Genomic DNA, 22,603 nt, shown 5'->3' on the forward strand with positions numbered 1-22,603 from the left:
TTTTCTTTATATAGTTTAGAAACAGTTTTTAGTGCTAAATTTTTAATTTTAGGATTAGGATAATTACCATTTTTAACAATATCAAGTACATGATACTTTCATTGTCCAGCAATAGAAGGTACATGGAAGTAGTCTAATTTTTTAAAAGTAAAATTTTCAGTAAATCCGCCAAGAGAAACAAGCGCATGAATATGAGGATTCCATTTTAAATCTCTACCAAAAGTATGAATAACAGTGATAAGTCCATAGTGAACGATATCAGAGTTAGTGAAATAATCTGAAGAAGATTTAGGAAGTTTATTTTTTCTATTATTTTTCTTGTAGAGATTATGAAATTGATATTCCATGGTTTCATTGACAGCAGTAGCTAGTTTAGAAAGTAAGTTTCTATCGTAAAAGAAAAAAGGTCTTAACTCTTCAGGAATAGTAAAAAGAATATGTCTATGAGAAACATTAAGAATATCATTAGTCATCTTTTGTGTCCAAGTAGCAGAATATTTAAATCCACAAGAAGGACAAAGTCTAGATTTACAAGTAATAGGAATAGTATGATAATGCCCACACTCAGTACAAGTATATTTAATGAAACCAGCTTTAGTATCGCGACAAAGCATAAACTTATTGATAGAGGTTTTAATGTACTCCAAATGGCTGTGAGTTAAAAAAGACTTGATAAAATTTAAGATTTGTGATAAATTTGCTATGGATAGTATTTCTTTAATCATGAGATATTAGTCCTTTCTGTATGTTTTAGTCCAAATAAATTTTACAGAAAAAGAGAGCCAATTGCAAAAGATTTTTTTAAAAATCTGCAATTAGCTTTTTTTATTAAATAAAAATTGACAACCGTGATTAAATTGTTTATAATTTTAGTAAACAATTTAAGGAGGTAATTTTTATGAAATTTAAAAATCTTATTAAAATTATGGTTCTATGTGTAAGTATAGGAACAACTGCTCTAGCTACTGAGCAAACAAATAAGTTAGAAAGTAAAGCTGTAGGTACAGAGTTAAAAGAATATGGAAAAATTTATAATAAGGATGGAGTTTTAGTTGTTCATAAACAACTAAAAAAAGGAGAAAAAATTCCTTCACATACTCATAAATATAAAGAACTTTTCTTTACAGTTGTTTCAGGAAAAATGGAAGTTAACTTAAATGACAAAGAGACTTATATAATGGAGCCTAAAAAAGCTTTAAATTTTGGTGGAGATGTAAGTATATCTGCAACAGCATTAGAAGATAGTGATATTTTTATATACTTAGCTGGGGAAAACAAATAATTTACCTAAGAGACTATTTATTAAATAGTCTCTTTTATTTTTCTATAGGAAAGTATAAATTAAATAGCAAAAATTAGTCTCTTGACAGCCGTATGAGTTCTACGAGCTCAATAAACACAGGCTCTTCGAACTAATACGGACGTCAGAGACTTTATTTATTTTATAGGAAAGTACAAATTTAAAAATTGAAAAAATTCTAACTTTTATATGGCTCTATATTCTTAATAAAAAAAGTTTTAAAATTAATATGGATATCTGAAATTATTTTTAAAATTTTTTATAAATCGATAAAAATTTTCTTAAATATCAAAAGTGCTATTGACAATAAAAAATAAAAAGTTTATAATGAATAAGTTATTATTATTAAAAATATAATTATCAAATAAGAAAGGAGGGTAAAATGCCTACTCTAAGTCAATTAGTAAAAAAAGGAAGACAAACTTTAACTGAAAAGAAAAAATCTCCAGCTTTACAAGGAAACCCACAAAGAAGAGGAGTTTGTGTAAGAGTTTATACAACTACACCTAAAAAACCAAACTCAGCTTTAAGAAAGGTTGCCAGAGTAAAACTAACTAATGGAATAGAAGTTACTTGTTACATTCCAGGTGAAGGACACAACTTACAAGAACACTCAATCGTTCTAGTAAGAGGAGGAAGAACAAAGGACTTACCAGGGGTTAGATATAAGATTATAAGAGGTGCTTTAGATACTGCAGGTGTTGCAAAAAGAAAACAAGGTAGATCTAAGTACGGAGCAAAAAACGCATAATTTAAGGAGGTGAAATAATAAATGTCAAGAAGAAGAGCAGCGGTAAAAAGAGATGTTTTACCTGATTCAAGATATTCTGATAAAGTTGTAACTAAAGTTATAAACTCAATAATGTTAGATGGGAAAAAATCAATAGCTGAAGGAATATTCTACTCAGCAATGGATTTAATAAAAGAAAAAACTGGTCAAGAAGGGTATGATGTATTTAGACAAGCACTAGATAACATAAAACCTCAAATTGAAGTTAGATCTAGAAGAATCGGAGGGGCTACATATCAAGTTCCTGTTGAAGTTAAAGCTGATAGACAACAAACTTTAGCTATAAGATGGTTAACTACTTATACTAGAGCGAGAAAAGAATACGGAATGATAGAAAAACTTGCAGCAGAATTAATTGCAGCAGCAAATAACGAAGGTGCAACAATAAAGAAAAAAGAAGATACTTATAAAATGGCAGAAGCTAACAGAGCATTTGCACACTACAGAGTATAATAATATAAATGTTTTCATTTAATCGAGGAGGAAAAATTTAATGGCTAGGAAAGTATCATTAGATATGACTAGAAACGTTGGAATAATGGCTCACATCGATGCTGGGAAAACAACAACAACAGAAAGAATATTATTCTATACAGGTGTTGAAAGAAAACTAGGAGAAGTTCACGAAGGTCAAGCAACAATGGACTGGATGGAACAAGAGCAAGAAAGAGGGATAACAATAACTTCTGCAGCTACTACTTGTTTTTGGAGAGAACACAGAATAAATATAATAGACACACCAGGTCACGTGGACTTTACTGTTGAAGTTGAAAGATCACTAAGAGTATTAGATGGAGCTGTTGCTGTATTCTCAGCTGTTGATGGTGTACAACCACAATCTGAAACAGTTTGGAGACAAGCAGATAAATATAAAGTGCCAAGAATAGCATTCTTTAATAAAATGGATAGAATTGGTGCAAACTTTGATATGTGTGTATCAGATATCAAAGAAAAATTAGGATCAAATCCAGTACCTATACAAATTCCTATTGGTGCAGAAGATCAATTTGAAGGAGTAGTAGATTTAATAGAAATGAAAGAAATTGTTTGGCCAGTAGATTCAGACAATGGACAACATTTTAATGTAAATGAAATTAGAGCAGAATTAAAAGAAAAAGCTGAAGAAGCAAGACATTATATGCTTGAATCTATTGTTGAAACTGATGATGTTCTAATGGAAAAATTCTTTGCTGATGAAGAAATTACTAAAGAAGAAATAATAAAAGCATTAAGACACGCAACAATAGAAAATACAGTAGTTCCTGTTGTATGTGGAACAGCATTCAAAAATAAAGGTATTCAAGCATTACTTGATGCAATTGTAAACTATATGCCTGCTCCAACTGACGTTGCAATGGTTGAAGGGACAGACCCTAAAAATTCTGAAATTAAAATAGACAGAGAAATGTCTGATGAGGCTCCTTTTGCTTCACTTGCATTTAAAGTTATGACAGACCCATTCGTAGGAAGATTAACATTCTTCAGAGTATATTCTGGTATAGTTGAAAAAGGAGCTACTGTTCTTAACTCAACTAAAGGTAAGAAAGAAAGAATGGGAAGAATACTTCAAATGCATGCTAACAAAAGAGAAGAAATTGAACATGTATACTGTGGAGATATAGCTGCAGCAGTTGGTCTTAAAGACACAACAACAGGGGATACTCTATGTGCTGAAGATGCTCCAATAGTTCTTGAACAAATGGAATTCCCAGAACCAGTTATTTCAGTTGCAGTTGAACCAAAAACTAAAAATGACCAAGAAAAAATGGGAATTGCTTTATCAAAACTTGCAGAAGAAGACCCTACATTCAGAGTTAGAACTGATGAAGAAACAGGTCAAACAATTATCTCAGGAATGGGAGAATTACACCTTGAAATCATCGTAGACAGAATGAAGAGAGAATTTAAGGTTGAATCAAATGTTGGGAAACCTCAAGTTGCATACAGAGAAACTATTACTCAACAATGGGATCAAGAAGTTAAATATGCAAAACAATCTGGAGGTAGAGGACAATACGGACACGTTAAAATTATCCTTGAACCAAATCCAGGAAAAGAATTTGAATTTGTTAACAAAATTACTGGAGGGGTTATTCCTAGAGAATATATACCTGCAGTAGAAAAAGGATGTAAAGAAGCTCTTGAATCAGGAGTTATAGCTGGATATCCTTTAGTTGATGTAAAAGTTACATTATATGATGGATCATACCACGAAGTTGACTCATCAGAAATGGCATTCAAAATAGCTGGATCAATGGCTCTTAAACAAGCTGCTGCAAAAGCTAAACCAGTAATATTAGAACCTGTATTTAAAGTAGAAGTAACTACTCCAGAAGAATACATGGGAGATATTATTGGAGACTTAAACTCAAGAAGAGGAATGGTATCTGGAATGATAGATAGAAACGGGGCTAAAATAATAACAGCTAAAGTTCCTTTATCAGAAATGTTCGGATACGCAACTGACTTAAGATCTAAATCTCAAGGAAGAGCTACTTACTCTTGGGAATTTTCTGAATATCTTCAAGTACCTGCTTCTATCCAAAAAGCAATACAAGAAGAAAGAGGAAAATAATTTACTTTTTACTAAAATAGTGTATAATTATAGTAATAAAGTTAGTAGTGAAAATTTTAAAGAAATGATTTAAATTAATATTAGGAGGAAAAAATGGCTAAAGAAAAATTTGAAAGAAGCAAACCACATGTAAACATTGGAACAATTGGACACGTTGACCACGGAAAAACAACTACAACTGCTGCTATATCTAAAGTATTATCTGATAAAGGATGGGCTAAAAAAGTAGATTTTGATCAAATCGATGCTGCTCCTGAAGAAAAAGAAAGAGGAATTACTATCAATACAGCTCATATAGAATATGAAACAGCAACAAGACACTATGCTCACGTTGACTGTCCAGGACACGCGGACTATGTTAAAAACATGATAACTGGAGCTGCTCAAATGGACGGAGCTATACTTGTTGTATCAGCTGCTGATGGTCCTATGCCTCAAACAAGAGAACATATCTTACTTTCTAGACAAGTTGGAGTTCCATACATAGTTGTTTACTTAAACAAATCAGATATGGTTGAAGATGAAGAATTACTAGAATTAGTTGAAATGGAAGTTAGAGAATTATTAAATGAATATGGATTCCCAGGAGATGATATTCCTGTAATCAGAGGTTCATCTCTAGGAGCTTTAAATGGAGAACAAAAATGGGTTGACCAAATATTAGCACTTATGGATGCGGTAGATAACTATATCCCTACTCCAGAAAGAGCAGTAGATCAACCATTCTTGATGCCAATAGAAGACGTATTTACTATTACAGGAAGAGGAACAGTTGTTACTGGAAGAGTTGAAAGAGGAGTTATCAAAGTTGGAGAAGAAATCGAAATCGTTGGTATCAAACCTACAACTAAAACAACTTGTACAGGAGTTGAAATGTTTAGAAAACTTCTTGATCAAGGTCAAGCAGGAGACAACATTGGAGCTCTATTAAGAGGAACTAAGAAAGAAGAAGTTGAAAGAGGACAAGTTCTTGCTAAACCAGGATCAATTCACCCTCATACAAACTTCAAAGGTGAAGTATACGTATTAACTAAAGAAGAAGGAGGAAGACATACTCCATTCTTCTCAGGATACAGACCACAATTCTACTTCAGAACTACTGACATCACTGGTGCAGTAACATTACCTGAAGGAGTAGAAATGGTAATGCCAGGAGATAACATAACTATGACTGTTGAATTAATCCACCCAATCGCAATGGAACAAGGATTAAGATTTGCCATCAGAGAAGGTGGAAGAACAGTTGCTTCTGGAGTTGTTTCTGAAATAACTAAATAATAATTTATCTATAAATAAAAATAGATAAAAATAAACTGCATTTAAAGTTTTGTGTACAAAAATTTTAAATGCAGTTTTTATTATTCTATAGAAAAATGGTTATTAGTCTCTGAAGTCCGTATTAGTTCGAAGAGCCTGTGTTTGTTGAGCTCGTAGAACTCATACGGCTGTCAAGAAATTTTTTTATTATGTAGAGAAGTATAAAATAATCAAAAATAAAAAAGTGCAATACTCTTATTAAAGAATTTATTACACTTTTTTGAATTTGATTTGAAAAAATTATTTTTTTAATCTCTTATTTAATTCTTCTGAAAGACTTTCATATCCTTTTTTACCTAAAAGAGCAAACATGTTTTTCTTGTAAGATTCAACTCCAGGTTGATCAAAAGGATTAACTTCTAAAATATATCCACTTACAGCACAAGCTTTTTCAAAGAAGTAGATTAAGTATCCAACATTGAAGGCATTAAGTTCAGGGATATTTAAAACCATACAAGGAACTCCACCATCAATATGGGCAAGTAAAGTACCATTAAATGCTTTATTATTTACAAATGAAAGACCTTTTCCTTCTAAGTAATTAAGTCCATCTAAATCTTCAGCTTCAGCTTTTATTATAATATCTTTATCGGAACTTTCTAGATTAATAACAGTTTCAAAAAGATTTCTTCTACCATCTTGAATATATTGACCCATAGAATGTAAATCAGTAGTTAAATCAACAGAAGCTGGGAAGATACCTTTTTTATCTTTACCTTCAGATTCACCATAAAGTTGTTTCCACCATTCAGATATAAAGTGGAATCTAGGTTCATAATTAGCTAAAATTTCAATGTTATAATCTTTTCTTAATAGTAGATTTCTAATAACTGCATATTTATAACAATCATTATTTTCAAAATCTTTTGAAAAATCTTCTCTAGCAACTTTAGCACCTTCCATTAGTTTATCGATATCAATTCCTGCAACAGCTATTGGAAGTAAACCAACAGCAGTTAATACTGAGAATCTTCCACCAACATCATCAGGGATAACAAATTCTTCATATTTTTTAGCATCAGCTAATTGTTTTAATGCACCTTTTTTAGCATCTGTTGTAACATAAATTCTTTCACTTGCTTTATCTCCATATTTTTTCTCAGCTAGTTCTTTAAATACTCTGAAAGCTATGGCAGGTTCAGTTGTAGTTCCTGATTTAGAGATAACATTTATTGAGAAATCTCTATCTCCAATAATTTCAATAAGGTCAGTTAAATACTTTCCAGATATATTTTGTCCGGCAAAATATATCTCAGGAGTTTTTTTACCTTTAAAAGAATTGTAAAAACTATGAGTTAGACATTCGATAACAGCTCTAGCTCCAAGATAAGAACCACCAATACCAATAACGACTAAAACTTCTGAATCTTCTTGAATTTTTTTACTAGATTTTTTTATTCTTTCAAACTCATCTTTGTCGTAATTGATAGGAAGGTCTAGCCAACCTAAAAAATCATTTCCGGCTCCAGTTTTTGAATGCAATTTTTGTGCAAAATTTTCAGTTAAATTTTTCATATTATTAAACTCATTCTTGTCAACAAATTTAAAAACATTAGAATAATCAAGATTTACTTTTCTCATTATAAAAATCCCTCCAATTTTTTCAAAAAACATAAAATAAGTATTTGATTTTTTTATATATTATGATATAGTACTATAAACAATTTTTAATTCATAGTAAAAATAAAAATTTTATGTAGATTGATTAACTTTTAAACACTTTATTTCTTTAGAATTATATCATTTTTTATTTATTTGTTAAAGCTATAATTGAAATATCATAAAAAATATTTAATATAAAGAGAAAAACTGATTGACTAAAAATTAAAAATATGATATTTTATAAATAGATACAAAAAATATGTATGTATAGTGTATTAATCATACTATATTTATATTTTTTATTTAAAAAAGGAAGTTTTAAATGTAGGAGGTTAAACTATGGAAAAGAAAAAAATAGGTTTAGTACCTAGACTGATTATTGCAATAATTGTTGGAATTTTAATAGGACAATATATGCCACTAGGAATAGTAAGAATTTTTAAGACATTCAGTACATTCTTTGGATCGTTTTTATCATTCTTTATACCGCTTATGATAGTTGGATATGTAGTATCAGGAATAGCAAAATTGACTGAAGGAGCTGGAAAACTTCTAGGGTTTACAGCAATAGTATCTTACATTTCTACTATAATAGCTGGAACTTTTTCTTATACAGTGGCAGCTAATTTATATCCTAAATTATTAGCAGGGGGAGCACATCAAAATATAAATTTTACAGGAGAAATAGCACCTTATTTTACAATACCATTAAAAGCTCCTATAGATGTAACTGCAGCAATAGTATTTGCCTTTATGATGGGAATAACAATTAGTTTTATGAGAACTAAAGGAAAAGGCGAAGTAACATTTAATTTATTTAATGAATATGAAGAAGTAATAACTATGATATTAGCAGGATTTGTAATTCCATTGTTACCATATCATATTTTAGGAATATTCAGTGAAATGTCATATTTAGGTGAAGTGTTTACTGTAATTTCAGTTTTCATAAAGATATATTTATGTATATTTGCTATGCACTATATCTACATGCTTGTGATGTTCTCAATTGCAGGTGGAGTTTCAAAGAAAAATCCATTCACTTTAATAAAAAACCAAATACCCGCATATTTTACAGCAGTAGGGACTCAATCATCAGCGGCAACTATTCCTGTAAACATTCAATCTGGTTTAAAAAATGGAACTACTCCTGAAATAGTAGATTTTGTTGTACCTTTATGTGCTACTATCCATTTATCAGGAAGTATGATAACATTGACAAGTTGTATAATGGGAGTGTTGTTATTAAATGGAATGCCTCATTCATTGTCAATAATGTTCCCATTTATATGTATGCTTGGAATAGCTATGGTTGCAGCACCAGGAGCACCGGGTGGAGCGGTTATGAGTGCATTGCCTTTCTTATTCCTAATAGGTATAAATGCAGATGGACCTCTAGGTTCACTTCTAATAGCTTTATATATAACTCAAGATAGTTTTGGAACTGCTATAAATGTTTCTGGAGATAATGCAATAGCAATTTATGTTGATGAGTTTTATAAGAGGTATATTAAAAAAAATAAAACAGCATAGTAAAAATATAGGTTATTAAGGTTGGTTTGATATAAAAAATGGGACTGTGTATTGCAGTTCCATTTTTTATTTATAAGGAAAGTATAAAATTAAATAATAAAAGTTAGTCTCTGACGTCCGTATTAGTTCGAAGAGTCCGTGTTTATTGAAATTGTAAAAGTTATACAGATATCAAGATATTTTATCTGTTATAATTTTTTATAGCTTCTAAATACTCATTTTTTATGTCTTCTCTTAGAGATAAAGGTTCTAAAATTTCAACTTCTTTTAAAAAACCAGCAAAATAAATTTTAGCTTGCTCTTTTGAAGCTTCAAAAGAATAAATAGTTCCTTCTTTTTTAATGAGTTTAGGTCTATATTCTGTAAAGGTTTTTAGTAGGCTATCTCCAATAGAAGTTAGTTTAACTTTTATTATTTCAGTGTTAGCAGAGAAAGGATCATATTTCTTTCTTAAATTTTCAATTAGTTTTTTATCTCTCTTTTTAATTTTATCAGGTAGAATGGAGATTACTTCAGTTTCTTTTAGCTTATAATTTTGATAAGAACTTAGATTATCAACATAGCAAAATAGAAAATTTTCATTTCCGTTAGCTTCTCTACGTATAAAAATAGGTTCAACATCTAAAATTTTAGAAAAATTTTTTATTTTTATTTTATTTTCAGATTTTATAGCATCTAAAATAGTTTTTAGTCTATCCTCGTAGATAAAAAGTTCTCTTTGATATTTAAATTTTGCACAATAAATTTCAAATAATTCTCTAAAGTATTCAGCTTCTATTTCAACACCATTGGTTTTTAAAATATCGTAGTATATTTCTTTATTACTAACATTCAAATCAAATTGAATAATTTTTTTATATGTTCTACCTTGAGATTGAAGAAGATTTTCTGTTTCAATTTTTTTATTAAATTTTAATTTTTCTAGGATATAGTTACAGAATTTATTGTTATTCATTCCATAATCTTCTTGATCGATTTTTATAATATCCCAAATATCTTCAGGAATAGTAACTCTAATCTTTTTCATTTGAACCTCCTAAAATTAAAATTGTATTTTGTCATTATACCTTATTAATCATAAGATTTCAATATACATATAAAGTAAAAAATATAAAAAAATTTTGACTTTTTTAATAAAAAATGATATTATTATGAGTAGAAAACCATCAAGAGAGATTGAGGGACAGGCCCAAAGATATCTCAGCAACCTGCATAAGTGTGGTGCTAATTCCTGTTTAGATGGAAGAAGAGATAATGTATTTTAATTCTCTATCTTTCAAGATAGAGATTTTTTTGTTATTACATAGGAAAGTATAAATTTAATAATTAATAGTCTCTGATATTCGTATTAGTTTGAAGAGCCTGTGTTTTCTAAGCTCGTAGAATTCATACAGCTGTCAAGAGATGTTGTTTACTTGTATAAAAAGTTAGGAGGATATATGAAAAAATTTACATATTTTACATCTGAATTTGTTTCACCTGGTCACCCAGATAAAGTATCTGATCAAATATCAGATGCAATATTAGATGCTTGTTTAAAAGATGACCCAAATTCAAGAGTTGCTTGTGAAGTTTTTTGTACAACAGGACAAGTAATAGTAGGAGGGGAAATTACAACAAGTACATACATAGATGTTCAAGATATAGTTAGAAATAAAATTAGAGAAATAGGATATAGAACAGGAATGGGTTTTGATGCAGATTGTGGAGTTTTAAATAGTATCCATTCACAATCACCAGATATTGCTATGGGAGTTGACATTGGAGGAGCTGGAGACCAAGGAATTATGTTTGGAGGAGCAGTAAGAGAAACTGAAGAGCTTATGCCTTTAGCTTTAGTTCTTTCAAGAGAAATTTTAGTAAGATTAACTAAAATGATGAGAGATGGGGAAATTAAATGGGCTAGACCGGATCAAAAATCTCAAGTAACTTTAGCATATGATGAAAATGGAAAAGTTGATCATGTAGACTCTATAGTGGTTTCTGTACAACATGATGAAAATGTTAGTAATGTTGAAATAAAAGAAACAGTTATTGAAAAAGTTGTAAAACCAGTTTTAGAAAAATATAATTTAAGTTCTGAAAATATAAAATACTATATTAACCCAACAGGAAGATTTGTTATAGGTGGACCTCATGGAGATACTGGTCTTACAGGAAGAAAAATTATAGTTGATACTTATGGTGGATATTTTAGACATGGTGGAGGAGCTTTTTCAGGAAAAGATCCATCTAAAGTAGATAGATCAGCAGCTTATGCTGCCAGATGGGTTGCAAAAAATATAGTTGCAGCTGGTCTTGCAGATAAGTGTGAGTTACAACTTTCTTATGCAATAGGAGTTGCTCATCCGGTGTCAATAAAAGTTGAAACATTTGGGACTTCAACTGTTTCGGAAGATGTAATTTCAGAAGCTGTTGCAAAAGTTTTTGATTTATCACCAAGAGGAATAGAAAAATCTTTAGAACTTAGAGAAAATAAATTTAAGTATCAAGATTTAGCAGCTTTTGGTCATATTGGAAGAACTGATATAGATATTCCTTGGGAAAGATTAAATAAAGTCGAAGAATTAAAAAAAATTGTAAGTAATAAATAGTTTTCAAAAAAATATATTAAAAATTATACTAAAATAAAAAATAGTGTTGATAAATTATTAAAAAGTTTTGAGACACTATTTTTTTATTTTATAGAAAAGAGATAAAATTAAATATCAAAAATTAGTCTCTTGACAGCCGTATAAGTCTCAATAAATACAGGTTCTTTGAACTAATACGGATATCATAGACTTTATTTATGTAAAAAATGGTTAATAATAGAAAGTATAAATTGTAAAAAAATTGATTTATTAGAATGAAAAGAATAGGTTTTGTAAATATAAAACTTGACATAAATAATATTGTATGATAATATAATTTCAAATGACCGAATGGTCAAAGTAAGAAAAATTTTTTATATACAAGAAAGCATAAAAAAACTAAAATTAATCCCTGATATCCGTATTGCTTGAAAGAGCTACTAAAAAAACATATGGCTATCAAGGGACTTTATTTATATAGAGGGGGATTTATGAAAATATTAAGAATTTATATAAAAGAGAATCTTGGTATTTTAATGGTTGCAATTATATTTTTAATTTTTAATACACTTGCAACTTTAGCTATTCCATTTCAGATTTCAAATATGATAAATAATGGAATTATGCAAAAAAATATTGAAGAAGTATATTCGATAAGTATAAAAATGATAGCTATATTGGTTTTTGGAACTTTATCAGGAATTATAGCAAACTATTTTGTTGCAATATTTGCAACAGGATTTTCAAAAAAGAATAGAAAAACTATGCTTAAAAATATAGAAACATTAACTTTAGATCAAGTTAGTGAATTTGGAGTAGCTTCTCTAGTAACAAGAGTGGCAAACGATAATAGTAATGCTCAACAATTGATAGCATCTTTCCTACAAATGATATTGCCTAGTCCTATAATGGCAATAATTTCAATCTTTTTAACTATAAGATTATCACCTACTCTGGCTTTAATACCATTTTTAGCAATAATTACATTTGCAATAGCAATTATTTTTACTCTCTACAAATCATTACCATTTATCTTAAAAGTTCAAAAAAAATTAGATAGAATGGTTTTAGTTTTAAGAGAAACATTTATTGGTGTAAAAATAATAAGAGCTTTTGATAACTCAGAAAAAGAAAGAGATAAATTTAATAATTTATCAGCAGACTACACAAATAATTACATAACTATAAATAAAAAGTTTGCTATACTTTCTCCAATGGCATTTGCTTTTATGTGTATTATAATAACTCTTATAGTATTTTTTGGTGGCTTAAAAATAGCATCAAAAACTTTAGAGATAGGGTCAATAACAGCTATAATAGAATATTCTTTAACAACGATAGGGGCATTAATTATGTCGTCAATGATGTTGGTACAAATGCCAAAAGCTGTTGTTTCTATTGAAAGAATAGAAGAAGTTTTAAATACTGTTAGTGAAATAAAAGATGAAGATGATGTTAGTGAAGAAAAATATTATAAAGATTTAGTAGAAAAAAATCCTATATCTTTGACATTTAATAATGTATGTTTTAGATATAAGGGAGCAGAAAAACAAATATTAAAAAATATTTCATTTTCAATAAATGCTGGAGAAAGATTTGCTATTGTGGGAGCAACTGGTTCTGGTAAGAGTACTATTGCAAAAGTATTGTTGAGATTAAATGATATAGAAAATGGAAAAATATTAGTAAATAATGTAGATATACAAAAGTTATCTTTGGAAGTTTTAAGAGATAATATTGCCTATATTCCTCAAAAAGCATACATTTTTAGTGGGACAATAAGAGATAATTTTAAGTTTGCTAATAAAGATATTACTGAGGAAGAAATGATGAAAGTTGCAAAAGTAGCTCAATCTTATGAATTTATAAATTCTTTAGAAAAGGGCTTTGATTCTTTTGTATCTCAAGGAGGGACAAATTTCTCTGGTGGGCAAAAACAAAGGTTATCAATAGCTAGGGCTTTATCAAAGCAAGCAAATATATATTTGTTTGATGATAGTTTCTCTGCACTAGATTATGCAACAGATGCAAAACTTCGTAAAGAATTGAAAGTCTTTTTAGAAAATAAAATAACCATTATAATTGCACAAAGATTAAATACCATTATTGATGCAGATAAAATAATAGTTTTAAAAGATGGAGAAATAACAGGAATGGGTACTCATGAAGAGTTGTTAAAAAATAATAATGAGTATATAGAACTTGCAAAATCACAGGGAATTTTAGATTAAGGGGGTTGTAATGGCTAAAAACAAAAAAAATGAAGATTCTATAAAAGATTTAAAAAAAGCAAGTAGAAATTTCATAAAACTTCTAAGTGAAAAGAAAATACCATTTTTTATTTCTATTATATGTAATATTATTTCTACAATATTAGTTGTATCTATTCCTTGGACATCAGCTATTGCAATTGATATAATTGTTCAAATAATGGGAAATAAACAAATTTTAGATAAATGGACAGCTATTTTTAATGCAATAACTAGACCTGTTTCTGTCTTAGGATTAGTAGCAATATCAATATTTATATTAAGTTATATTCAAGAGTATATATCAGCAATAATTGGAGAGCAAATAGCTCTATCACTAAGAGAAAAATTGAGTGAAAAATTAACAAAGTTACCTATGAATTTTTTTGATACAAATCAAGTTGGAGATATATTAAGTAAAGTAACTTCTGATATAGAAAAAGTAGCAGAAGTAATAGTTAGTGGTTTTACAAGATTTATATATTCGTTTGTAATAATAACTTTGGTTATAGTAATGTTATTGTATATAAATATAAAGTTAGCACTAATAGTTTTGCTAATATTATTGATAAGTATTATTTTAACTATATTTGTTTCAGGGATAACTCAAAGAATTTTTAGTAGAAATATGTCAACATTATCAGAATTAAGCTCAATGACAGAGGAAGTATTAACTGGAAATTTAGTTATTCAGTCTTACAATAAACAAAAAGATATTTTAGAAAAATTAGATAAAGTCATTGATGACCAGTATTTAGCAGGGAAAAATTTAGAATTTACAATATTTTCTATTTTTCCATCAATAAGATTTGTAACCCAAATTGCTTTTATTATAGCAGCTGTTGTAAGTGCTATTCTGGTAATTAATGGTTCTCTTACACTAGGACTTGCTCAAGCTTTTTTACAGTATGTTACTCAAATATCAGAACCAATTACAACGGCAGCATATATTATAAATTCTATTCAAAATGCTTTAGTTTCAGTTGAAAGAGTTTATGATATTTTAGAATTACCAGAGGAAAAAGAGCTAGAAAAGGATACAAATTTATTGAAAGAAAGTAAAGGTCAGATAACTTTTGAAAATGTAGCTTTTGGTTACAGTAAAGATAAACTTTTGATGAAAAATGTTAATTTTACAGCTAAAGCTGAACAAATGGTTGCCATTGTTGGTCCAACTGGAGCAGGGAAAACTACTCTAATAAATTTACTTATGAGATTTTATGATGTCAACAAAGGAAGAATTTTATTTGATGGGGTAGATATTTCTAAGATTACAAGAAAAGAATTGAGAGAAAACTTTGGTATGGTATTGCAAGACACTTGGCTTCTCAAGGGTACGATTGCAGAGAATATTGCTTATGCAAAGCCAGATGCAACAAGAGAGGAAATAATAAATGCAGCTAAGTTGGCAAAATGTGATAGTTTCATTAGAAAACTACCTAAAGGTTATGACACAGTTATAACAAGTGAAAATGGAATGGTATCTCAAGGCCAGCAACAACTTCTAACTATTGCTCGTACAATTTTACCTAACCCTAAAGTAATGATATTAGATGAAGCAACATCAAGTATAGACACTAAAACTGAAAAAGATATACAAACTGTAATATCAGAACTTATGAAAGGAAGAACAAGTTTTGTTATAGCTCACAGACTATCAACTATAAGAAATGCCGATTTGATTCTTGTTATGAAAGATGGGGATATAGTTGAACAAGGAAACCATGATGAACTTATGATAGAAAATGGAATTTATGCTAATTTATATAATACACAATTTAGTGAGTAAAATAATTATTTTATTTATTTTAACAAGGATATAATAATGCTTTTTATTTGAAATAAGTTGACAAATTTTAAATTATATTATATATTAATGACACAAATATTCATAAAACATATAATTGGTAGGAGGGATAATTTGTGTATAGAAAATTTATTTTCATATTTTTATCTGTGTTTTCATTTACTTATGCAGTAGATGAAATAGATATAGAAAAAAGAAGAGAAGAACAACAAAGTTTTGATAACTTAATAAAAAGTCAAAATTTTAATATGTCTGAAAATAACAAAGATAAAGAAGAAAATAATTTAATTCTAAATATAAATTCTATTGATTTAGATGGAAATACTATACTTGAGTCTTTTCAAATAAATGCTATTTTAAGAAAATATATAGGTAAAAATAAAAATGTTTATACATTGATAAATGAAATAGAAAATAAATATATTGAAAATGGATATATTACTACAAAAGTTGGACTTGACATAAGCAAGTCTGATTTTGAAGTTGGTAAGATATCCATTTTTGTTTTAGAAGGAAAAATAGCTAAAGTTATATATAATGAAAAAGAAAATAAATTAAAAACTTTCATAACTTTTCCACAAAGAGAAAATGATATTTTAAATATTAAAGATTTGGATCAAGGAATTGATAATCTAGGGAATAATTCAAAGCTGGATATTAAAGCTAGTGATAAAAATGGATATAGCAACATATATATTAAAAGAGATAATAAGCCCATAAGTTTTGGAGTAAACTATAATGATTTAGGACAGTTTGAGACTTCAAGACATAGACTTAGATATTTCTTAAATACTCATAATATATTTGGGTTGAATGAAAGTTTAGCTTTTTCTTATCAAAATAAACTACAAAGACAATACAAAGAAAGAGATACTAAAAATTTCAGTTTTGGAGTATCTGTTCCTTTTAAATATTGGACTTTTAGTTATAACTATGACAGTTCTCAATATCTTAGAAGTATCCCAGCATTAGGAAGAACATACAAAGCAACAGGAAATACAGAAAATCAGACATTTGGAATAAGAAAAATGTTACACAGAAATGAAAATCATAAAATAGACATAGGAGCAAAAATAATCTTAAAAGATTCTAAAAACTATATTGATGATGTGCGATTGGTTTTGAGTTCAAGAAAACTATCTGTCTTAACAGTGGATACAACATATACAGGAAGAATATTTTCAGGACTATTGAATACAAATTTAGGAGTAAGCTTTGGGTTAAAAAGATTTGCAGCTAACAATGATAGTGAAGAATGGTACAGAGAAGAATATACACCAAAAGCACAATTTAGAAAATACAATATGAATATATCTTGGTATAAACCAATGAATAATTTTTACTATAAAACAAATATTGTAGGACAGTATTCAAAAGATATATTGTATTCACAAGAAAAAATAGGAATAGGCGACGACACAAGTGTAAGAGGATTTAAAGATGAATCTACACAAGGAGATAAAGGTTTCTATATTAGAAATGAAATAGGATATAAAGGAAATGAATTTCTAGAACCATATATAGCCTATGACTATGGTAGAGTTTTTAATAATAAAGTAAATGATTACAAAGTAGAAACTCTTCAAGGAGTTGCAATAGGGATAAGGGGATATTTTAAAGGTTTTGAAGGAAGTTTCAGTATAGCAAAGCCAATAGATAAACCAAGCTATTTTAGAAATAATAAGCCAGTAGCATATACAAGTATAACATATAGATTCTAGGGGGAAAAATGAAAGGAAGTTTAAAAAGAGTAATAGCAATATTTATGCTATTTTTACATATAGTTAGTTTAGCTGATGGAATAATTCCCGACATAGATAGAAGTAAAAATCTGAATGTTGATAAAGCCATAAATGGTGTACCTCTTGTAAATATAGAAGCTCCTAATAACAATGGAATTTCTCACAATGTATATAAAGAATATAATGTTGATGGGAGAGGAGCTATTTTAAATAATTCAGTTGATATTGTAAACTCGCAACTTGGAGGATTGATTTATGGTAATCCTAATTTTCAAAATGAGAGAAGAGAAGCAAATACAATTTTAAATGAAGTAAGTGGAGTAAATAGAAGTAGAATAGAAGGCTACCAAGAAATAGCAGGTAAAAAAGCTAACTACATCTTAGCGAATCCTAATGGAATATTTGTTAATAGTGCAGGATTTATCAATACTAGCAATGTGACTTTAACAACAGGAAGTGAGAATAATTTACAAAATCCAGAAAAAGGAACAATAGAGATAGCTGGAAAAGGTCTTGATTTAAGAAATATAAATAAAGCTGAACTTATTGCAAGAGTAGCAGAACTTTCAGCACCTATCTATGGTGGAGAAGAAGTAAATCTAAAACTTGGAAGTCAAGGACAATCAAATAAACCAGAATACGCACTGGATGCAAGAGAACTAGGTTCAATTTATGCTGGAAGAATAAATATAGTAGTAAATGAAGATGGAGTGGGAGTAAAAACAGAAGCTCCAATGTATGCTGAAAAAGGAGATGTTGTAATATCTTCTAAGGGAAAGGTATATTTAAAGGATACTCAAGCAAAAGGAGATATTAAAATATCTTCAACAGAAACAGAAATAAGTGAAAAATTACTTGCAGAAAATGGCATAAATATTGAAAGTGGAAAAATAACAAATTCCGGATAAATACAAGCTAATAAGGATATTACAATAAATGGAAATATAGATAGCTCAAATTTAATTTCTACAAATAAAGATCTAAATATAAAAGGAGATTTGACAAATACTGCTAATATTCAAGCTAAAAATAATATAGACATAAATTCTAAAAATATTGATAATAAAGGAATGATTGTTGCAGAAAAAGAAATAAGCTTAAAGTCAAATAGTATAAATAATAGCAATAAATTAGTGGCAAAAGAATCATTGAATATCAATAATAAAATATTAACAAATAGTGGAAAAATTTATTCAGGAAAAGAAACAAAATAGTAAATCAAAAAATAGATAATACAGGAGATATAGCAAGTTCTGGTAAAATCAATATAGACAGTACAGACATAGAAAGTAATAATATACTTGCAAATGGCGATATTTCTATTAATACAAAAGAGTTAAAGTCAAAAGGAAAAATTTATTCAGATAAGGATATCAAGTTAATAGCTAATAATATAGAAAATAATGAACTTACTGCAAAAAAATTAGAAATTGTAGCTGATAAATTAGATAATAATACGAAAATATTAACAGCAAATAAGCAAAATATTATGACAAAAACTTTAGTAAATAAAGGAATGATATATTCATCAGAAGAAATTGATTTGAAAGCAGTAGATTTATTGAATAATGGTAATATCCTTTCTATTGGTAATATGAGTATTAGTCAAAATAAAAAAATAATAAATGATGGAAAAATTCAATCCAATGAGGATATATTAATAAATTCAAAAGATATTAAAAATAATAAAGAACTTATTGGAAAAAATGTAAATATAGAGACAGATAAACTAGAAAGTACTGATAAATTAATAGCAACAAATGATATGATTGTAAATAGTGGAGTATTAAATAATAACTCACTTATTCAAGCATCAAAAATGATGTTAGTAGGAGATACAATAACGAATAATGGGGATATATTAGCTGTTAATGATGTAACAATTAAGAATAAAAATTTAAAAAATGATGGAACTCTAATAAATAATAAAAGAATTCAATCAAATGATATTTTAAAAATAAATATTAAAGATATTAAAAATAATGGTATCGTCTTTTCTAAAAATAAATTAAATATAGAAAGTAAAAACTTAAGTAATAAAAATGAGATTGTAACTAATGGAAAAGCTATAATAAATAGTGACATTTTAGAAAATGATAAAACTAAGGGAGTCATTTTTTCAAAAGATGAATTAGATATAAGCTCAAGTAAAGTTAATTTAACAACAAATATAGGTGCAGGAAAATTATTAAAAATACAAACAAATGAATTAGAAAGAGATAACTCATATATAACTAATAGTGATTTAGATATAAAAGTAAATGGAAACTATAAAAATGAATATGAACTAATTGGAAAAAATTTAAAGTTAGAAGCCAATAATTTAGAAAATAATTCAATAATGGCAAGTAGTGGAAACACTGAAATAAAAGGAAATAATAGCTTTAAAAACAATGAAAATTCACTATTGTATGCAAGAGAATTATTAAAATTAGAAGGAAAAGACTTTTCAAATAAAGGTGAAGTATCTTCGTTTGGTAATTTAAATATGAATTTTACTAGCGATATTACAAATTTAAATACTATAGAAGCTGCTGGTGATGGAGAAATAACAGCTAATAATTTTACAAATAAAGGCTATTTAACAGGTAGTCATAGCTATAAAAAAGTTAATGGAGCTCAAAGTAATGTCGATATAAGTAAATTGCCTTCTGAAATGAAGCAAAGGATAGAAGAACAATTACAAGAAGAATGGAACAAAAGTAGTAGACATCATAAAAGATGGGAAGGTGAATCGTATTTAGATGGTGCTAAAGTAGGAGTAAGTAATTATAAATCTAATAAAGCATATTTAAAGACAGAAGGAAATTTAATTTTTAATATAACAAATAAACTTCTAAATCAAGAGGCAGATATTTTAGCTGGAAAAAATATTATTATCAATGCTGGAGAACTTAATAATACAAGAGAAGGTAAAGAAGTTGATATTGAACTATATTTTAAAAGAAACTATAGCTATAAGAAAAGAGTTCGTAGAAGACATAGTAGAAAGAATGCTAACTTTTCTACAGGAATTGCATATAAACAAACTCTATATTCAGATAAGCCAACACAGATAATTGCAGGTGGAGATCTCACTGTTAATGCAAAAGAAGTTGGTAATGGAGAGTATCAAGATCATAAATCTGGATATATTAATGATGTAAAGAAAGTAGAAAAAGATAGCAATATTAAAAATACCAATATAGATGACACATTTAAAATAACTAATAATTCAGTAGTAGAAAAAATTAAAAAAGATTCAGCTGTTGGTGTAGAAGACTATATAGAAATTCCAAAAAATGACAATGGAATGTTCATAGTAAATAAAAAAGTAGATAATCCAAAATTTTCATATTTAATAGAAACAAATCCTAAAATGATAGATAAGGGATTCTATTTAAGTTCGGAGTATTTTTTCTCAAGAATAAAATTTAATCCTGATAGAGATATAAGGCTTTTAGGAGATTCTTTTTATGAAAATAGATTAATAACTAGAGCAGTATTAGAAGGTACTGGAAAAAGATATTTGTATTCAAATGATGTCAATGAAGAAAGAAAAAAACTATTTGATAATGCAATAGCAGCTCAAAAAGATTTGAATTTATCTTTAGGAATAGCGCTATCTAAAGAACAAATAAATAATTTAAAATCAGATATATTATGGTATGTGGAAGAAGTAGTCAATGGAGAAAAAGTCTTAATACCTAAGCTATATTTAAGTGAAAATACTCTAAAATCCATTGTTGAAGAACAAGGTAATATTATTAAAGCTGGTGGAAATTTTGTTGTAAATAATGCCTCTATTGTAGATAATAGTGGAAAAATAATAGCTAAAAATAATGTATTAATAAAATCTAAAAATATTTATCAAAATGCAGCATATTCAGATACAGGAATTTATGGAAATAATGTAGCTTTAATAGCAAAGGAAAATATAGAAAACATTGGTGGAAATATTTTAGCAGAAAATGATATTAATATTTTTAGCGAAAATGGAGATATAAAGAATAGTAAGAAATTATCAATTCACGATAACGATTATCATGATGTTTACACTGATGTTAGAGGTAGTGGAAATATTGTAGGAAATAATATTTCTATTATTGCTAATAATGTAGAGAATACAGGAGCAGATGTAAAAGCTCAGGATAAAATAGAAATAGGTGCAAGAAAAAATCTAGTTATAGGAAATCTTGAAGCTATTGATAAAAAGGTAAGAGATGGTGGAAAAGATTATGTATTAGATGAGAAGAAAACTAATGTAGGAAGTAATTTAAAAGCTAAGGATATAAGTTTGACATCATTAGGCGATATAGGGATAAATGGTTCAAATATAGTTGCAACTAATGAGGCAAGTATACAAGCTAAGGGAGATATCTCAATAGTAGCTGGAAAAGATTCTATTTTACATAAAGAAAGCCATAGTAAGAGTAAAGGTTTTGGTCGTTCAGAATCAAGTACAGATATCAAATATGATGAAAAACTTGTCCCAACACAAATAATAGGAAAGGATGTTAATATTGTAAGTGAGAAAAATACTACAGTAGTAGGAAGTAATCTATTAGCAGAGAATAAATTAAATATAGGAGCTAAAGAAGATATTAATATTATAAGTGGAAAACAAGGCTCATCAGAAGTACATCAAAAAACTAAAACAGGATTTATGAAATTAAGTGGAAGAATGAGTTTAGAAGATAATTTGAAATATAAAAATATATCTTCAAATGTAGAAGCAGGAAAAGAAGTAAATTTAGTATCTGAAAAAAATATAAATATAGTTGCTTCAAATACAGCCTCAAAAGAAGATATTAATATTTTGGCAAAAAAAGATGTAAATATATTGGCTGGAGATAATATTGAAGAAAATTACAAAAAAGAAACAAAATATAGAACATCATTATTTGCAGATTTTAAAGGCTTAAATTTTGAAATAGGAGCAAAAATAAAAGGAAGTCAAACAAAAGAAGGAATACATAAAACAACAGTTGCTTCAAGTAATATTAATGCTGGAAAAGATTTATATATTAAAAGTGAAAATGACACAACTATACAAGCTGGTAATTTTAGTAGTGAAAATATGTTAATTAATGCTGGTCAGCAATTAAATATAGTTGATAAAAAAGATACTTTTAA

13 protein-coding genes, 1 pseudogene and 1 riboswitch are annotated in these 22,603 nt (G+C 28.0%); of the genes and pseudogenes, 11 read left to right on the plus strand and 3 right to left on the minus strand.

From position 1 onward, the window contains the following. Nucleotides 1-98: 98 nt before the first annotated feature. Nucleotides 99-725, minus strand: a complete 627-nt coding sequence (locus BQ2505_RS01155) for a transposase zinc-binding domain-containing protein (RefSeq protein WP_083232308.1) — start codon at nt 723-725, stop codon at nt 99-101. Between the two features lie 173 nt (nt 726-898). Here BQ2505_RS01155 and BQ2505_RS01160 point away from each other — a divergent pair, with 173 nt between their 5' ends. From BQ2505_RS01160 to tuf, 5 genes are all read left to right on the plus strand, one after another. Further along, nucleotides 899-1,282 (plus strand): cupin domain-containing protein, encoded by a 384-nt coding sequence (locus tag BQ2505_RS01160; RefSeq protein ID WP_083232309.1) that lies wholly within the window; start codon nt 899-901, stop codon nt 1,280-1,282. Nucleotides 1,283-1,682: 400 nt separating this feature from the next. Continuing rightward, nucleotides 1,683-2,051, plus strand: a complete 369-nt coding sequence (gene rpsL, locus BQ2505_RS01165; RefSeq protein WP_074015996.1) for a 30S ribosomal protein S12 — start codon at nt 1,683-1,685, stop codon at nt 2,049-2,051. Between the two features lie 21 nt (nt 2,052-2,072). Next, on the plus strand, nt 2,073-2,543 hold the full coding sequence (gene rpsG / locus BQ2505_RS01170; protein WP_074015997.1) for a 30S ribosomal protein S7: 471 nt from the start codon (nt 2,073-2,075) through the stop codon (nt 2,541-2,543). Between the two features lie 40 nt (nt 2,544-2,583). Beyond that, a complete protein-coding gene (fusA, locus tag BQ2505_RS01175; RefSeq protein WP_074015998.1) occupies nt 2,584-4,665 on the plus strand; it encodes an elongation factor G in 2,082 nt (693 codons plus the stop codon). Nucleotides 4,666-4,758: 93 nt separating this feature from the next. Further along, nucleotides 4,759-5,943: an elongation factor Tu gene (tuf, locus tag BQ2505_RS01180; RefSeq protein WP_074015999.1), complete on the plus strand. Its 1,185-nt coding sequence runs from the start codon at nt 4,759-4,761 to the stop codon at nt 5,941-5,943. 279 nt (nt 5,944-6,222) lie between these two features. Here tuf and BQ2505_RS01185 read toward each other — a convergent pair whose 3' ends face one another. After that, nucleotides 6,223-7,563, minus strand: a complete 1,341-nt coding sequence (locus BQ2505_RS01185; RefSeq protein ID WP_074016000.1) for a glucose-6-phosphate isomerase — start codon at nt 7,561-7,563, stop codon at nt 6,223-6,225. A gap of 360 nt (nt 7,564-7,923) precedes the next feature. Between BQ2505_RS01185 and BQ2505_RS01190 the strand changes: the two genes are divergently transcribed. Next, nucleotides 7,924-9,117, plus strand: a complete 1,194-nt coding sequence (locus BQ2505_RS01190) for a dicarboxylate/amino acid:cation symporter (RefSeq protein WP_074016001.1) — start codon at nt 7,924-7,926, stop codon at nt 9,115-9,117. Nucleotides 9,118-9,298: 181 nt separating this feature from the next. Here the strand turns inward: BQ2505_RS01190 and BQ2505_RS01195 are convergent, their stop codons facing one another. Then, nucleotides 9,299-10,144 (minus strand): WYL domain-containing protein, encoded by an 846-nt coding sequence (locus BQ2505_RS01195; protein ID WP_074016002.1) that lies wholly within the window; start codon nt 10,142-10,144, stop codon nt 9,299-9,301. A 133-nt stretch (nt 10,145-10,277) separates the two neighbouring features. Next, nucleotides 10,278-10,375, plus strand: a riboswitch (SAM riboswitch). Nucleotides 10,376-10,556: 181 nt separating this feature from the next. On the opposite strand from BQ2505_RS01195, the gene metK reads away from it, so the two are divergent. The 5 genes and pseudogenes from metK to BQ2505_RS09070 all read left to right on the plus strand — a co-directional run. Continuing rightward, nucleotides 10,557-11,711: a methionine adenosyltransferase gene (gene metK / locus BQ2505_RS01200; RefSeq protein WP_074016003.1), complete on the plus strand. Its 1,155-nt coding sequence runs from the start codon at nt 10,557-10,559 to the stop codon at nt 11,709-11,711. Nucleotides 11,712-12,181: 470 nt separating this feature from the next. Next, complete coding sequence (locus BQ2505_RS01205; RefSeq protein WP_074016004.1) at nt 12,182-13,921, plus strand: ABC transporter ATP-binding protein; 1,740 nt, start codon at nt 12,182-12,184, stop codon at nt 13,919-13,921. A 10-nt stretch (nt 13,922-13,931) separates the two neighbouring features. Then, a complete protein-coding gene (locus tag BQ2505_RS01210; RefSeq protein WP_074016005.1) occupies nt 13,932-15,728 on the plus strand; it encodes an ABC transporter ATP-binding protein in 1,797 nt (598 codons plus the stop codon). 134 nt (nt 15,729-15,862) lie between these two features. Next, nucleotides 15,863-17,467 (plus strand): ShlB/FhaC/HecB family hemolysin secretion/activation protein, encoded by a 1,605-nt coding sequence (locus tag BQ2505_RS01215; RefSeq protein WP_074016006.1) that lies wholly within the window; start codon nt 15,863-15,865, stop codon nt 17,465-17,467. A gap of 8 nt (nt 17,468-17,475) precedes the next feature. Next, nucleotides 17,476-22,559 (plus strand): annotated as a pseudogene (locus BQ2505_RS09070) (two-partner secretion domain-containing protein); the annotation flags it as partial. Nucleotides 22,560-22,603 lie beyond the last annotated feature (44 nt).

The organism is Fusobacterium massiliense (assembly GCF_900095705.1).
GTDB lineage: Bacteria > Fusobacteriota > Fusobacteriia > Fusobacteriales > Fusobacteriaceae > Fusobacterium > Fusobacterium massiliense.

Excerpts from the sequence above, each read along its gene's own strand:
- BQ2505_RS01155 (WP_083232308.1), bottom strand. The coding sequence starts at position 725 with ATGATTAAAGAAATACTATCCATAGCAAATTTATCACAAATCTTAAAT.
- BQ2505_RS01210 (WP_074016005.1), top strand. The coding sequence starts at position 13,932 with ATGGCTAAAAACAAAAAAAATGAAGATTCTATAAAAGATTTAAAAAAA.
- BQ2505_RS01190 (WP_074016001.1), top strand. The coding sequence starts at position 7,924 with ATGGAAAAGAAAAAAATAGGTTTAGTACCTAGACTGATTATTGCAATA.
- BQ2505_RS01185 (WP_074016000.1), bottom strand. The coding sequence starts at position 7,563 with ATGAGAAAAGTAAATCTTGATTATTCTAATGTTTTTAAATTTGTTGAC.
- BQ2505_RS01205 (WP_074016004.1), top strand. The coding sequence starts at position 12,182 with ATGAAAATATTAAGAATTTATATAAAAGAGAATCTTGGTATTTTAATG.
- fusA (WP_074015998.1), top strand. The coding sequence starts at position 2,584 with ATGGCTAGGAAAGTATCATTAGATATGACTAGAAACGTTGGAATAATG.
- rpsG (WP_074015997.1), top strand. The coding sequence starts at position 2,073 with ATGTCAAGAAGAAGAGCAGCGGTAAAAAGAGATGTTTTACCTGATTCA.
- metK (WP_074016003.1), top strand. The coding sequence starts at position 10,557 with ATGAAAAAATTTACATATTTTACATCTGAATTTGTTTCACCTGGTCAC.
- rpsL (WP_074015996.1), top strand. The coding sequence starts at position 1,683 with ATGCCTACTCTAAGTCAATTAGTAAAAAAAGGAAGACAAACTTTAACT.
- BQ2505_RS01160 (WP_083232309.1), top strand. The coding sequence starts at position 899 with ATGAAATTTAAAAATCTTATTAAAATTATGGTTCTATGTGTAAGTATA.
- tuf (WP_074015999.1), top strand. The coding sequence starts at position 4,759 with ATGGCTAAAGAAAAATTTGAAAGAAGCAAACCACATGTAAACATTGGA.
- BQ2505_RS01195 (WP_074016002.1), bottom strand. The coding sequence starts at position 10,144 with ATGAAAAAGATTAGAGTTACTATTCCTGAAGATATTTGGGATATTATA.